The sequence below is a fragment of the Halorhodospira abdelmalekii genome, assembly GCF_016583625.1.
GTDB classification, from domain to species: Bacteria; Pseudomonadota; Gammaproteobacteria; order Nitrococcales; family Halorhodospiraceae; genus Halorhodospira; species Halorhodospira abdelmalekii.
The window spans coordinates 1-15,050 of sequence record NZ_NRRN01000008.1 but is presented as its reverse complement, the minus strand read 5'-3'; the positions used below and the strand labels follow the sequence as shown (position 1 = coordinate 15,050).

The 15,050-nt window shown below is 64.2% G+C and carries 10 protein-coding genes and 1 tRNA gene; all 11 read left to right on the top strand.

Features of this window, described 5'->3' with window-relative positions; all coding sequences use genetic code 11:
- Positions 1 to 21: 21 nt before the first annotated feature.
- Positions 22 to 1,548 carry an NADH-quinone oxidoreductase subunit M gene (locus CKO15_RS02885; RefSeq protein ID WP_200192325.1) on the top strand — a complete coding sequence of 509 codons (1,527 nt, stop codon included), beginning with the start codon at positions 22 to 24 and terminating at the stop codon, positions 1,546 to 1,548.
- A 13-nt stretch (positions 1,549 to 1,561) separates the two neighbouring features.
- On the top strand, positions 1,562 to 3,100 hold the full coding sequence (gene nuoN / locus CKO15_RS02880) for an NADH-quinone oxidoreductase subunit NuoN (RefSeq protein WP_200192323.1): 1,539 nt from the start codon (positions 1,562 to 1,564) through the stop codon (positions 3,098 to 3,100).
- A 194-nt stretch (positions 3,101 to 3,294) separates the two neighbouring features.
- Positions 3,295 to 3,371 (top strand) — tRNA-Met (locus CKO15_RS02875).
- A gap of 410 nt (positions 3,372 to 3,781) precedes the next feature.
- Complete coding sequence (rimP, locus tag CKO15_RS02870; protein WP_200192321.1) at positions 3,782 to 4,240, top strand: ribosome maturation factor RimP; 459 nt, start codon at positions 3,782 to 3,784, stop codon at positions 4,238 to 4,240.
- A 37-nt stretch (positions 4,241 to 4,277) separates the two neighbouring features.
- Positions 4,278 to 5,786 carry a transcription termination factor NusA gene (gene nusA / locus CKO15_RS02865; protein WP_200192319.1) on the top strand — a complete coding sequence of 503 codons (1,509 nt, stop codon included), beginning with the start codon at positions 4,278 to 4,280 and terminating at the stop codon, positions 5,784 to 5,786.
- A 117-nt stretch (positions 5,787 to 5,903) separates the two neighbouring features.
- Positions 5,904 to 8,669 (top strand): translation initiation factor IF-2, encoded by a 2,766-nt coding sequence (gene infB, locus CKO15_RS02860; RefSeq protein ID WP_200192317.1) that lies wholly within the window; start codon positions 5,904 to 5,906, stop codon positions 8,667 to 8,669.
- Between the two features lie 15 nt (positions 8,670 to 8,684).
- Positions 8,685 to 9,125 carry a 30S ribosome-binding factor RbfA gene (gene rbfA / locus CKO15_RS02855; RefSeq protein ID WP_200192315.1) on the top strand — a complete coding sequence of 147 codons (441 nt, stop codon included), beginning with the start codon at positions 8,685 to 8,687 and terminating at the stop codon, positions 9,123 to 9,125.
- Positions 9,126 to 9,133: 8 nt separating this feature from the next.
- Entirely contained in the window at positions 9,134 to 10,057 is a 924-nt protein-coding gene (gene truB / locus CKO15_RS02850; protein ID WP_200192313.1) for a tRNA pseudouridine(55) synthase TruB, read from the top strand.
- A gap of 179 nt (positions 10,058 to 10,236) precedes the next feature.
- Entirely contained in the window at positions 10,237 to 10,506 is a 270-nt protein-coding gene (gene rpsO, locus CKO15_RS02845) for a 30S ribosomal protein S15 (RefSeq protein WP_200192310.1), read from the top strand.
- A gap of 20 nt (positions 10,507 to 10,526) precedes the next feature.
- A complete protein-coding gene (gene pnp, locus CKO15_RS02840; RefSeq protein ID WP_200192308.1) occupies positions 10,527 to 12,635 on the top strand; it encodes a polyribonucleotide nucleotidyltransferase in 2,109 nt (702 codons plus the stop codon).
- Between the two features lie 156 nt (positions 12,636 to 12,791).
- On the top strand, positions 12,792 to 14,993 hold the full coding sequence (locus CKO15_RS02835) for a RelA/SpoT family protein (protein ID WP_200192306.1): 2,202 nt from the start codon (positions 12,792 to 12,794) through the stop codon (positions 14,991 to 14,993).
- Positions 14,994 to 15,050 lie beyond the last annotated feature (57 nt).

Here is a 15,050-nt window from a genome sequence, read left to right as displayed (position 1 = left end):
TGGAAAGCAGGGGAAGAACGGATGTTCGACGGTTGGTTGTTGAGCCTGATCATCTGGGTGCCGATCTTCGGCGGCGCCGCGGTGCTCGCAGTTGGTGCGCGTTCGCCGCAGGCGGTGCGGGCGTTGGCAACGGCGGTTGCCGGCTTGACGTTCCTGCTCACTCTGGTGCTCTGGATCGGTTTCGATCCCGGGGCCGGAATGCAATTCGTCGAGAAGCGCAGCTGGGTGCCGAGCTTCGATATTCACTACCACCTCGGTGTCGATGGCATCTCAATGCCGCTGGTGGTGCTGACCGCTTTTGCGACCTTGCTGGTGGTGGTGGCGGCTTGGCGTGGTATCGAGTATCGCCTGGCGCAGTACATGGGCGCCTTCCTGATCATGGAGGGTTTGATGGTCGGCGTCTTCGCCGCGCTCGATGCCATCCTCTTCTACGTCTTCTGGGAGGCGATGCTGGTGCCGATGTTTTTGCTCATCGGCATCTGGGGTGGGACGAACCGGATCTACGCCACCATCAAGTTCTTCCTCTACACTTTCCTCGGCTCGGTGCTGATGCTCATCGCCTTTCTCTACCTGCGCTGGCAGGCGGAGAGCTTCGGGGTGCTCGATTTTCACGGGTTGGGACTGCCCTTCGAGGCGCAGATCTTGATCTTCTTAGCCCTATTGGCGGCCTTCGCCGTGAAGGTGCCGATGTGGCCGGTCCACACCTGGCTGCCCGATGCCCACACTGAGGCGCCGACCGGGGGCTCGGTCATCCTCGCGGCCATTACCCTGAAGATGGGGGCCTACGGCTTCTTGCGCTTTGCTCTACCGATTGCCCCGGAGGCGAGTCAGGAGTTGGCGTGGTTGGTGATCGCCATGTCGCTGATCGCGATTGTCTACATCGGCTTGGTGGCGATGGTCCAGGAGGATATGAAGCGGCTGATCGCCTACTCATCGATCGCCCATATGGGTTTTGCCACCCTCGGTTTCTTCGTCGTCTTCCAGGCCGGGTTGACGAGTGCCAGCGGCGGCGACGGCGGCCTGTTGGCGATGACCGGCGGCTACGTCCAGCTGATCTCGCACGGCTTTATCTCGGCGGCGCTCTTTCTCTGTGTTGGGGTCCTCTACGATCGAATGCACACCCGAAACATCTCCGACTACGGCGGTGTGGTCAACCGCATGCCGATCTTTGCCGCCTTCTTCGTCGTCTTTGCGATGGCGAACGCCGGGTTGCCCGGGACCTCAGGCTTTGTCGGTGAGTTCATGGTGATCCTCGGCAGCTATCAGGCCAGTTTCTGGTATGCAGCGATCGCCGGTTTGACCCTGATCGTGGGAGCGGCCTATTCGCTGTGGCTGGTCAAGCGCGTCGTCTTCGGCCCGGTAGCCAACGAGCGGGTCGATCAACTGCGCGATCTCGACGGCCGTGAGCTGCTGCTGCTGGGGGTGCTGGCCGTCGCCGTCATCGGCTTAGGGGTCTACCCGGCGGTGTTGATCGAGGTCGCTGAGCCGACGCTGGTCGCCCTGCTTGAGGATGTCTCTGCCATGCTATCGCTCGCCGCTGCCCGGTAAGGAAGGAAGACCAATGAGCTTCGAGACGCCCGATTTTTCCCTCGCGCTGCCGGAGATCTGGTTGCTGGGTGCGATCTGTGTGGTGCTGATCGTCGATCTCTTCGTGCGCGGATCGCGCCGCAGCGTGACCTTTTTCCTGACCCAGGCGGTGCTACTGGTCACCGCCGCGCTGGCGATCACGACGCAGTGGGGAGTCACCGAGACGACCTTCTCCGGGCACTACGTCGTCGACCCGCTGGCCGCCATGCTCAAGGCGACCCTGGCGCTGCTGGTGGTCTTGGCGCTGGCCTATACACGCCCCTATCTGGAGGCGCGCGGGCTGCTGCAAGGCGAGGTCTACTTGTTGGCCCTCTTCGCCACCTTGGGCATGTTGATCATCGCCTCCGGCGGCAGTCTCCTGACCCTCTACTTGGGGCTGGAGATGCTCTCGCTCTCGCTCTACGCCCTAGTCGCCTACCATCGCGACTCGCGCCAGGCGGCCGAGGCGGCGATGAAGTACTTCGTCCTCGGGGCGCTGGCCTCCGGCATCCTGCTCTACGGCATGTCGATGGTCTACGGCGGGGCGGCGAGCCTAGAGCTGGCGGTGATCGCCGAGGCGGCCGCAAGCGAAGAGCCGCCGCTGCTGCTGCTCTTCGGGATGAGCTTTATGCTCGTCGGTGTGGCCTTTAAGCTGGGCGCGGCGCCGTTCCACGCCTGGGTCCCCGATGTCTATCAGGGGGCGCCGACGCCGGTCACGCTCTTTATCAGCACGGCCCCCAAAGTGGCCGCGGTCGCGCTCTTTTTGCGCCTGCTCGTCGACGGTCTCGGCCCGCTCCACGAGACGCTGCAGCCGATGTTGCTGATATTGGCGGCGGTCTCGCTGCTGCTCGGTAACTTAACGGCGATTATGCAGACGAACCTAAAACGCATGCTCGCCTACTCCGGTATCGCCCACGCCGGTTTCATCGTCTTAGCGTTGGCGGCTGGTACCGAGGCCGGGCACGCCGCGGCGCTCTTCTACGTGATCGCGTACGGCATCATGGCCGCCGGGGCCTTCGGGCTGATCATCGTGCTCTCCTCAGCCGGCACCGAGGCCGAGCAGATCGCCGACTACCGTGGGCTGAACGAGCGCCATCCGATCCTTGCCGGGGTGCTGCTGCTGTTGATGATCTCGATGACCGGGATCCCGGGGACGATCGGATTCTATGCTAAGTACTTGGTGCTCAAGGCGGCGGTCGAGGCCGATCTGATCGCCATGGCCGTACTCGCGGTAATCGCGGCGGTGATCGGCGCCTTCTACTATCTGCGCGTGCTCAAGGTCGCCTACTTCGACCGTCCCGAAGTTCCCCCCGAAGGCTCTCAAAAACCCACCGGGCCTAACGAGGGCTCCGTGGGCGAGGGAGAGGGTGCTACCCCGAGTCGCCCGGATGGCGCTGCAGGCACGGTTTTGGTCCCCGGCGCCTCGTTGCCGATTCGCGCCCTGCTCGTGGTCAACGGTGCTGCCGTGTTGGTGCTCGGGATCTTCCCTGAGCGCCTGATCGCTCTCTGCCAGAGCGTACTCGGGGCTGGATAGAGCAGCGCGGGGGGACAGTAGCAGTAAGACACATAGCAAGGCAGTAGGCAGAAGGGCAGGGCAAGTGGCGCCGTTGGGGGCTGCTGCCCTGCCGATTGCGTCCCCGCGTTCAAACGCACGCACAGAGTGGGCCAAAAAAGTCTCAAAAGGGGTTGCAAAGTGCCGCACTAGGCAGTATGATGCTCTCCATCGGTTGCGGGGTGGAGCAGTCTGGCAGCTCGTCGGGCTCATAACCCGAAGGTCGCAGGTTCAAATCCTGCCCCCGCTACCAACTTCTCTTCTCTATCCCCCGTCTCTTTTTGAGAATCCCTCTCTTCCAGAGAGCTGTTGTCGCTCGGCGGCTTGGCCTGTGGCGGCGTCGTTGCGCTTGTCCGGCGCTCCGTGTCGGGTTGGAGCGTGGTCACTCTCGGGCCAAGTAACGCCGCGATACCGAGACACACTGCACCGGCGCGATTGCGACGTGAGCAAAAAGCAAGAGCAAACCCCTTGCTTCAGCCGTGGGGAGGCACAAGACTTTGTGCTTGTGCGGCTGGCTGTGTATAATCCCGGCCTGATGGTGCGGGAGGTGCTAAGGGGCGCTGGTAACGCATATCGCTCGTCGACGGAGCCTTGTGCTGGTCGAGCGAGCCGGAGGGAGGGCCGCTGGCCCTCTTTTTGTTTGTGGCGGTTTGTGGTTGAGCAATGACGGGAATCCAGACGCTTCACGATCTATTAGAGCCGACGGTGGTCGGTCTTGGCTACGAGTTGGTCGGTGTCGAGTTGACCGGAGCGAAGAGCAACCGGACGCTGCGGGTCTACATCGATACCCCGGCGGGGATCCGTCTGGAGGATTGCGAGGCGGTGAGTCACCAGATCAGCGGGCTGCTCGATGTGGAAGACCCGATCTCGGGCGCTTACGCCTTGGAGGTCTCCTCACCCGGGCTCGATCGGCCGATCTTCAAGGCGGCCGACTACGAGCGCTTCCGTGGCGAGCGGATCAAGCTGCGGCTGCTTGAGTTGCACGCTGGGCGGCGGCGGTTGACCGGTACCCTGCAGGGGCTGGAGGCCGACTGCGTCGTGGTGCAAGAGGAGAGCGAGGGCGAGACGTATAGGATTCCCTTGGCATTGATCGATCGTGCGCGGCTCGAGTTGGAGCCGTGACAGGCCTGCCGCAGGAGAAGAGCGGAGTCGATGAGGCATGAGTAAAGAGATTTTGTTGGTCGTCGAGGCCACCTCCAATGAGAAGGGTGTTGACCGCGAGGTGATCTTCGAGGCCATCGAAGCGGCCTTGGCCTCGGCAACGCGCAAGCGTCATCCTGAAGAGATCGACGCGCGCGTCAGTGTGGATCGTCAAAGCGGCGATTATCGGACCTACCGGCGCTGGGAGATCGTCGAAGACGACGATTCGATCGAGCAGCCGCAGCGCCAGATCAGCCTGGCGCAGGCGCGCGAGAAGGATCCGCAGGCGCAGGTGGGCGACTACTACGAGGAGCCGATTGCATCGGTCGACTTCGGTCGCATTGCAGCGCAGACCGCCAAGCAGGTCATCGTCCAGAAGGTGCGGGATGCCGAGCGGGCGAAGATCGTCGATGCCTATGAGCACCGCATCGGCGAGTTGCTTAGCGGCACGGTCAAGCGGATGGATCGCGGGTCGGCGATTCTCGATCTGGGCGAGAACGCCGAGGCATTGGTCGGTCGCGAGGACTTGATCCCACGCGAGGCGGTGCGCCCGAACGACCGGCTGCGCGGCTATCTGCGCGATGTCCGTCCTGAGCCGCGCGGTCCACAGCTCTTCGTCAGCCGTACCTGCAGCGAGTTTTTGGTCGAGCTGTTCAAGATCGAGGTGCCTGAGGTCGGTCAGGGGTTGATTGAGATCCTCGGGGCGGCTCGTGATCCTGGGCAGCGGGCAAAGATCGCCGTGCGTGCCCTCGATCCGCGCATCGACCCGGTCGGGGCTTGTGTCGGGATGCGGGGGTCGCGCGTGCAGGCGGTCTCGAACGAGCTCAGCGGCGAACGCATCGACATCATCCCTTGGAACGAGAACCCAGCGCAATTTGTCATTAATGCCTTGGCTCCGGCGGAAGTCGAGTCGATTGTGGTCGACGAGGAGCGCAACGCGATGGATATCGCGGTGGCCGAGGATCAGCTCTCACAGGCGATCGGCCGCGGCGGGCAGAACGTTCGCTTGGCGAGTGAGTTGACGGGGTGGGAGCTCAACGTCATGACGGCCGAGGAGGCCGAGGCGAAGAGCGAGCGTGAGGCCGACGAGCTCTTGCAGCTCTTTATCGAGCAGCTCGATGTCGATGAGGAGATTGCCGCCCTGCTGGTGCGGGAGGGCTTTTCTAGCATTGAAGAGGTCGCCTACGTGCCGGGCAGTGAGCTGCTTGAGGTCGAGGAGTTCGACGAGGAGCTCGTTGAGGCGCTGCGCACGCGGGCGCGTGATGTCTTGCTGGCGCAGGCCATTGCCGAGCAGACCCAAGCGACGGCTCCAAGTGCCGAGTTGTTGGCCCTCGAAGGGATGGATGAGGAGACCGCCTACGCTTTGGGACAGCGAGGTATAACGAGTGTCGAGGACTTGGCGGATCAGTCGATCGACGAGCTGATGGAGATCGAGGGCATGAGTGAGCAGCGCGCTGGCGCGTTGATCATGAAGGCTCGCGAGCCATGGTTTGCGGAGGAGGGCGTCAGTGGAGAGCGCACCGCATAGACCGGCGAATTTGCGTCCGGTGACTTGGGGTCGGGTGGGTTTGTACTCGGTCACTTTGAGTCAAGCTATGGGTGAACAGGGCTAAGGCTGCCACTGAGCCGCGTCTGGAGAGTGTTTATGGCGGAAACGACGGTAGAGCAATTTGCGCAGACGGTAGGGATCTCGGTCGAGCGTCTGCAATCGCAGCTTGAGGCGGCGGGGCTCGGCTCGCGCGATGCACAGGCGACCCTTTCGGCAGAGGATAAGGCTACACTGCTTGCGCACTTGCGCCGCGGAGGTGAGCCGCAGGGAGAGGCCGAGGAGGGCTCTCCGAAGAAGATCACTCTCAAGCGGCGCAGTCACAGCCAGCTGAAGATGCCGGCGAGCCGCGATGCGGGTACACGCGGGCCGCGGCAGACGCGGACGGTCAATGTCGAAGTGCGTAAGCGCCGAACCTACGTCAAGCGCAGCGACATTGAGGCTGAGGAGAGGCGGCGTCAGGAGGCGCAAGAGGCTGAGGAGACCGCCGCCGCCGCCGCCCAGCTTGATCAGCTTGAGCAGGCCCTGGAGCAGGAGCAGCACGATGCGGCTGCTGGCCCTGCCGCGATCGCCGAGTCGCAAGCGCCGGGCGAGGACACAGGCGCTGCGGCCGTTGAGTCGCCGACCGCTGCCGCAGCGGTAGAGGCGGCAGGCGCACAGCCTGTTGCCGATACCCCGTCGTCAGCGTCTGCCGATGAGGCGGTAGCGAGTGCGACTGCGGAGCGTCCGGCCGAGCCGGTAGCGGCGGAGACAGAGGCGAGCGCTGAGCCAGCCCCCGAGGAGCAGGTTGCCGAGGAGACCGCACGGGCCCAAGCCGAGGCGCTTAAAGAGAAGCCGAAGAGTCAGCAAGACGAGGCGAAGAAGCGCGAAGAGGAGCGTGAGCGTAAGCGCGCCGAACTCGAGGCGAAACGTGAGCGTGAGGCTGAAGAGCGTGCTGCGCGCAAACAGGAAGGCAAGCCGAAGCGCAAGAAGAAAGAGATCCGTGAGGCGGATGCCGGTGCAGCCGGCGGTCGCGCCGGTAAGCGCAAGAGACGGGGCGCCGGAGGTGCCCAAACGGCTGCTAGACAGCTGCAGCAAGAGTTTGAGCGTCCGACCGCGCCGGTGGTTCGCGAGGTCGAGCTCCCGGAGAGCATTACCGTTGCCGAGCTCGCCGATCGGATGAGCATCAAGGCCGCTGCCCTGATCAAAGAGATGATGAAACAGGGCGTCATGGCTACCATTAATCAGACGATCGACCAAGAGACCGCGGCTATCCTCGTCGAAGAGATGGGACATAAGCCGAAACTGCAGCGCGGCGACGACCTAGAGAGAGAGTTGCTGCGCTACGCCGAAGAGCCAGAAGGGGAGCGCGTCTCGCGGGCCCCGGTCGTCACGGTGATGGGGCACGTCGATCACGGCAAGACCTCTCTGCTCGACTACATCCGGCGTGCCAAGGTCGCCTCCGGCGAGGCTGGCGGCATTACCCAGCACATCGGTGCTTACCGGGTCGAGTCGGCCAGTGGCGGGGCGACCTTCCTCGATACCCCAGGCCACGAGGCCTTCACCGCGATGCGCGCTCGTGGGGCGCAGATGACCGATATCGTGGTGCTGGTGGTCGCCGCTGACGACGGCGTGATGCCGCAGACCAAAGAGGCGGTGAACCACGCCCGTGCTGCGGAGGTGCCGATCGTCGTTGCCGTCAACAAGATGGATAAGCCCGAGGCGAATCCCGACCGCGTTAAGCAAGAGTTGGCGCAGATGGAGGTGATCCCCGAGGATTGGGGCGGCGATACGCAGTTTATCCACGTCTCGGCGATGACCGGCGAGGGCGTCGACGATCTGCTGGAAGCCGTCGTGTTGCAGGCCGAGCTGCTTGAGCTCAGCGCTGTTAAGGATTGTGCCGCTCAGGGGGTGGTCCTGGAGTCGAGCCTCGATCGTGGGCGCGGACCGGTCGCGACCGTCCTGGTGCAGAACGGCTGTCTCAAGCGCGGTGATACGGTGATCTCCGGAACCGAGTTTGGCCGGGTGCGGGCGCTGATCGACGAGCATGGGCAGCGGGTGAACGAGGCGGGGCCGTCGACGCCGGTCGAGGTGCTCGGTCTCTCGGGGCTGCCCGATGCCGGTGACGATCTGCACGTTGTCGAGGATGAGCGTAAGGCGCGCGAGTTGGCCGCCCAGCGTACCGAGCGTGAGCGCGAGCGACGCTTGGCGCAGCAGCAGAAAGCGCGCATGGAGAACCTCTTCAGCCAGCTCAAGGAAGACGAGATGGCCAGCGTGAATCTTCTCGTCAAGGCCGATGTGAATGGCTCTGCCGAGGCGCTGCGCCAATCGCTCGAAGAGCTGTCGCACGACGAGGTGCGGGTGCGCGTGATCGCCTCCGGCGTCGGCGCTATCACCGAGTCGGACGTCAACTTGGCGCTAGCCTCCGATGCCATCTTGATCGGCTTTAACGTGCGTGCCGATGCTGCCGCAAAGCGTCTGGTCCAGGAGAGTGGCATCGATCTGCACTACTACAGCGTGATCTACGACGCCATCGAGCAGGTCAAAAACGCCATCTCCGGGATGCTGGAGCCGACCCTTGAAGAGCGCATTTTGGGCACCGCCGAGGTGCGCGAAGTCTTCCGCTCCTCGAAGCTGGGGCAGATTGCTGGCTGTTTGGTGGTCGATGGTGTGGTACGGCGGCGCAACCCGATCCGGGTACTGCGCGATAACGTCGTCATCTACGAAGGCGAGCTCGAGTCGTTGCGCCGCTTTAAGGACGACGTCAATGAGGTCCGTTCCGGTACTGAGTGCGGGATCGGGGTGCGCAACTACAACGACGTCCGCGCTGGCGATCAGATCGAGTGCTATGAGCGGGTCGAGATCCAGCGCGAGCTTGGACCGTAGGGCGTAACCGCAGCGATGGCGAAAGAGTATCCGCGCAGTCGCCGCATGGCCGAGCAGCTCCGGCGCGAGCTTGCCGAGGTCATCCGCGAAGATGTCGACGACCCGCGCGTCGGGTCGGTGACCCTCTCTGAGGTGCAGGTCAGCCGCGATCTTGGGCAGGCGACCGTCTACGTCTCGGTGCTTGGCGCCGAGGCGCCGGCGGTCGACGCCTGCGTCGACGTGCTCAACCGCGCGCACGGCTTTTTGCGCAGCCGCGTCGCCGCCCGTATGCGCAGCCGCTATATGCCGCGGCTGCGTTTTGTTCACGATACGGCGTTTGACCGCGGCGCCCGACTGAGTGCGCTGATCGACGAAGTGGCCCCGCCGCAGCGAGAGGAGAGCCTGGAGAGGGATCAGGACGACGCTGGAGCGACGAGTGAGGCGAACAGCGAGGCGACAAGCAAGGGGAAGGAGTAAGACGCCAGATGGCGAAAAGGCGTAAAGGACGTGATGTAACAGGGGTGTTGCTGCTCGATAAGCCTGCTGGGGCGACCTCGAATCAGGCCCTGCAGCAGGTTAAGCGGCTCTTCGGTGCGCGTAAGGCGGGCCATACGGGGAGTCTCGATCCGTTGGCGACCGGGCTGCTGCCGCTCTGCTTCGGCGAGGCGACCAAGGTCTCCGGCTTTTTGCTGGATGCCGATAAGCACTACGTGGTGACCTGCAAACTCGGGGTGGCTACGGCGACTGGCGATGCCGAGGGTGAGGTCTGCGAGGAGGCAGCGGTGCCGGCGCTGGAGTCGGTCGCGGTCGAGCGGGTGTTGGCCGATTTCCGCGGCGTGATTGAGCAGTTGCCGCCGATGTACTCGGCCCTGAAGCATCGTGGTCAGCGGCTCTACCAACTCGCGCGCCAGGGCATCGAAGTCGAGCGTGAGCCGCGGCAAGTCACCATTCACAGCCTGGAGTTGCAGGCGCTGCGGAGCGATGAGCTCGACCTGATGGTCAGCTGCTCCAAGGGCACGTACATTCGCACGCTGGCTGAGGATGTGGCGCGGGCGCTCGGCACGGTCGGCCACGTCACGGCGCTGCGTCGCCACGGCATGGGGCCGTACCACGATCCGCAGATGTGGTCGATGGAGGCGCTTGAGGCGTGCGCTGAGCAGGGACGTGAAGCCCTTGATGCCACCCTGTTGCCCATGGATAGCGCCCTGGAGCAGTACCCGGCGGTTGAGTTGGCCGAGGATCTGGCCTTTTTCTTGCTGCAAGGGCAGCCGGTCTTTGTGCCGAAGGCGCCGCGCTCGGGGTGGTTGCGCCTCTATAGTCGCCACGGTCACTTCATGGGGATGGGGCAGATCCTTGAAGATGGCCGCGTTGGGCCGAAGCGACTGCTGGCCCAGCGGCGCCACCAATAGTTGCTAAGCGGGCAGTCGCCCGCGGGTAGTTGCCGGCAGGTAAGCGCCGGGGCGCCTTGTTTGCACCCCCTGGCGAGGATAAACTAGCGCCCTAATTTGTGTCATTGTGTCGTCTGGGCCGCGCGACCGGAGCTTGCGCGGCAGAGCGAGATTCGAGGGTAGAGAGCAGGAGTTTTTACATGTCGTTAGACACCGAGAAGAAAGCGGAGATCGTTAAGGATTTTCAGCGTTCTCCAGCCGATACCGGCTCCCCGGAGGTGCAAGTTGCGCTGCTCTCAGCGCGAATTCAGCATCTTACTGAGCATTTTTCCGTTCACAAGCAAGATCATCACTCCCGTCAAGGTCTGCTTAAGCTCGTCAGTCAGCGCCGTAAGCTGCTCGACTATCTCAAGCGCAAGGATCGGAGCCGCTATCAGGACGTGATCAATCGCCTCGGCCTCCGTAAGTAAGCGCAAAGGGAAAGCAGACTATGAGTGAAAGCGAGCTACAACTTCCGACGGTTAAGCGTTCGTTCCAGTTCGGGCAGCACCAAGTGACGTTGGAGGCCGGCGGTGTGGCCCGTCAGGCCGACGGTGCGGTGATCGTGAATATGGCCGATACGGTGGTCCTCGTCACCGTAGTCGGCGATAAGAACCCCGAGGCGGCCCGCGATTTCATGCCGTTGACGGTCAACTACCAGGAGCGCACCTACGCAGCCGGGCGTATCCCCGGTGGTTTCTTCAAGCGCGAGGGACGCCCCTCCGAAAAGGAGACGTTGACCTGCCGGTTGATCGATCGCCCGGTCCGCCCGCTCTTTCCCGAAGGCTTTCGCCAGGAAGTGCAGGTCATCGCAACCGTGCTTTCACTCAACGACGATGTCGACCCCGACATCCCGGCCATGCTCGGGACCTCGGCGGCATTGGCGATCTCGGGGATTCCCTTCGATGGACCGATCGGTGCTTGCCGTGTCGGCTACATCGATGGTGCCTTTTGCCTCAACCCCGGATTCAGCGATTTGGCCAACTCCGCGCTCGATCTGGTCGTTGCCGGCACGCGCGATGCCGTCTTGATGGTCGAGTCCGAGGCCGATCTGCTCCCCGAGCAGACGATGCTTGATGCGGTGCTCTTCGGGCATGAACAGCTGCAGCAGGCGATCGATACCATCGCTGATCTGGCCGCCGAGATCGGCAAACCGCGCTGGGAGTGGCAGCCGCCGGCCGATAACAGCGAACTGAAGACCGCCGTTCACGAGCAAGTCGACGAGGTGCTGACCGCCGCCTATCAAATCGCCGATAAGCAGCAGCGGCAACAGCAGGTCAGCGAACTGCGCGAGCGCGTACTTACGGCACTCGCCGATGAGGAGCGCCCCGGCTGGAGCGCTGGTGAGGTCGCCGAGGCCTTCAAGTCGCTGGAGAAGAAGATCGTGCGCGGACGCATCTTGGCCGGCCATCCGCGCATTGACGGGCGGGATAACCACACCGTTCGTCCGCTCAACATCCAGGTCGGGGTGCTGCCGCGGACCCACGGCTCGGCGCTCTTTACCCGCGGCGAGACCCAAGCGATCGTGGTCACCACGCTCGGCACCGGGCGCGATGCGCAGGTCATCGACGCCCTTGAGGGCGAACGGCGTGAGCCCTTCATGCTGCACTACAACTTCCCGCCCTACAGCGTCGGTGAGACCGGTTTTATCGGCACACCGAAGCGGCGTGAGATCGGCCACGGCAAGCTCGCTAAGCGCGGCGTTGAGGCGGTGATGCCGGGCCAGGAGGCCTTCCCCTATGTGATTCGCGTCGTCTCGGAGATCACCGAGTCGAACGGCTCCTCGTCGATGGCGACGGTCTGCGGCACGAGCCTGTCGCTGATGGACGCTGGAGTGCCGCTGAAGGCGCCGGTCGCTGGTATCGCCATGGGACTGATCAAAGAGGGCGATGAGTTTGCGGTGCTGACCGATATCCTCGGCGACGAGGATCATCTTGGGGATATGGACTTCAAGGTGGCCGGTAGCCAGGAAGGGGTAACGGCGCTGCAGATGGACATCAAGATCGACGGCATCACCCGTGAGATCATGGAGCGGGCCCTCGAACAGGCGCGAGCCGGCCGGCTGCATATCCTCGAGCAGATGAACCACGTCCTTGAGCGTCCGCGTGAACAGATGTCGGAGTACGCCCCAAGGCTGCTGACGATGCGCATCGATCCGGAGCGTATCCGCGATGTCATCGGCAAGGGTGGGGCGACGATTCGCGCCCTCACTGAGGAGACCGGAACCAACATCGATATCGGTGATGACGGCGTGGTGACGATCGCCTCGGCCGACAAAGAGGCCGCTGAAGAGGCGCGCCGGCGCATTGAACTGCTGACCGCCGATGTCGAGGTCGGCCGGATTTACGACGGTCGGGTGGCGAAGTTGATGGACTTTGGCGCCTTCGTCAACATCTTGCCGGGGCGGGACGGCTTGGTTCATATCTCACAGATCTCCAACAGCCGGGTCGAGAACGTCGCCGATGCGCTCTCGGAGGGCGACGCCGTGCGCGTGAAGGTGCTTGAGGTCGATCGCCAGGGCCGGATCCGTCTCTCGATGAAGGCGGTGGAAGAGGGCTAGACCGGGCTTAGACCGGTCCCCGGTGGCCCCCGGTGTGGCGGCGCTGGCAGGCTTGATTGGCTCTGCCTGTCCACCGCCGCCCCGATCTCCCACCCTCCGGGACCCGGCGGCGGGGCAGGCCGCGTGCCGCATGCGTTCGGGGCGGGGCAGACGACGATGGTGCAGAGCGCGTTAGTCGGCAGTGAGGAACTGGTCGGGCTGGAGCCGCAGGCGTGGCTGCGTCGTCTGCCGGCGCGCTTCGATGCCGCCGGCGAGGCGCTGATCGAGCGGGCCTGGTACTGGGCGCGCGACTGCAGCGGCGAGCACGAGCGACCGACGGGCGACTCCTACTTCGAACACGCCGTCGCTACGGCCACCGCCTTGGCCGATTTGGGGCTCGATGCCCAGACCTTGGCGGCCGCACTGATTCACGACCTCCCGCAACTCCATCCCGCGAGCGAGCCACGGCTGCGCTCTGCCTTTGGTGCCGATATCGTCGATTTGGCTCAGGGCGTTTGCCGCGTGCACGATATCGGCTACTTTCGTGAGGTGGCCGATTTTGAAGGCCCGATCGAGGGTGAGCGTGCCGAGGGGCTGCGCAAGATGTTGCTGGCGATGGCCCGCGATGTGCGCGTGGTCTTTATCACCCTGGCCGAGCGGCTGCACGATCTGCGCGTCGGCAAACACTTGAGCGCCGAAGAGCAGGCGCAGCTCGCCCGCGAGACGATGGAGATCTACGCCCCGCTGGCCAACCGACTCGGGATTTGGCAGCTGAAGTGGGAACTCGAAGATCTCTCACTGCGCTACTTAGAGCCGCAGCGCTATCAGGAGTTAGCGCGCCTGCTCGCCGAGCGGCGCACCGATCGCGAGCTCTATATCCAGCGCGTGCGCGTTAAGTTACAAGCGGCGCTTGATGAGGCCGGGGTCCGTGCCGACGTCTATGGCCGTCCCAAGCACCTCTACAGCATCTACCGCAAGATGCAGCGCAAGGGGCTGCGCTTCGATGAGCTCTATGATCTGCGAGCGCTGCGTGTCTTAGTCGACGATGAGCGCGCCTGCTACGCCGCCCTCGGCATCGTCCACGGCCTGTGGACGCCGATCCCGCGCGAGTTCGACGACTACATCGCAACCCCGAAGGATAACAACTACCGCTCTCTGCACACCGCCGTCTTTGGCCCGGAGGGTAAGGCGCTTGAGGTGCAGATTCGCACCCAGCAGATGCACCGCGAGGCGGAGCTCGGCATCGCTGCGCACTGGCGCTACAAAGAGGGTGGACGCCAGGACGCCGCCTTCGAGCGCAAGATCGCCTGGCTGCGGCAGCTGCTTGAGTGGGGGCGAGAGGAGGGCGAGGCGGCCGATTTCGTCGACCGGGTGCGCGCTGAGGTCTTCGCCGATCGGGTCTACGCCTTGACCCCAGGGGGCGATGTGCTCGATTTGCCGCGCGGGGCGACGGTGCTCGACTTCGCCTACCAGGTCCACACCGATGTCGGTCACCGCTGCCGCGGCGGCAAGATCAACGGGCGCATCGTGCCGCTGACGCGGACGCTGGAGAATGGCGATCGGGTCGAGATCATGACCAGCCGCGAGGCGCGCCCGAGTCGCGATTGGCTCAACCCGCAGCTCGGTTACCTCTACACCAATCGCGCGCGCAGCAAGGTGCGGACCTGGTTTCGCCAGCGCGATCACGATAAGAATGTGGTCGCCGGTCGGCAGGTGCTCGATAAGGAGCTACAGCGGCTCGGCGTCGACGATATCAGTTTAGAGGAGATCGCCCGGCGCAGCCGCTATCAGCGGCTCGACAGTCTGCTCTCGGCGCTCGGGCGCGGCGAGATGACCTCGGGGCAGATTGCCGGGCTGCTGCGCGACCGGCTCTTGCCGCCACCGCCTGAGCTGCCGGCGGGCTCCGAGGCGGCCAAGGTCGCCAGTCAGGCCGAGGGCGATGTCACCGTCGAAGGGGTCGGTAATCTGCTCACTCGTATGGCGCGCTGCTGCGCCCCGGCACCCGGTGATGCGATCGTCGGTTTTATCACGCGCGGTGCGGGGGTCACCATCCACCGGCAGGATTGCAGCAACTTCGAGCAGCTGCGCCGCCGCGAACCGGAACGCATCCTCGATGTTAGCTGGAGCAACGCCCCGGCCGGCCGCTACCCGGTGCGCGTCCATCTGCGCAGTGCGGTGCTCGAGGCGACGTTGACCGAGGCGAGCCGTCTGGTCGGCGCCGAAGGGGCTCGACTCAGCGGTGTGCAGACGCGCTGCGAGGCGCCGGAGCGCTACCGGATCGATCTCGATCTGCAGGTGAGCGATGTCCAGCAACTCTCGCGACTGATCGATAAGCTCACCGGAGTCGCCCAAATTGATGAGGTCTGGCGCGGTGGCTAAGGCTAAGGCAAAGGCAAAGGCAAAGGGGACGCGGGTGGGGTATTGGGTGGGTCATCG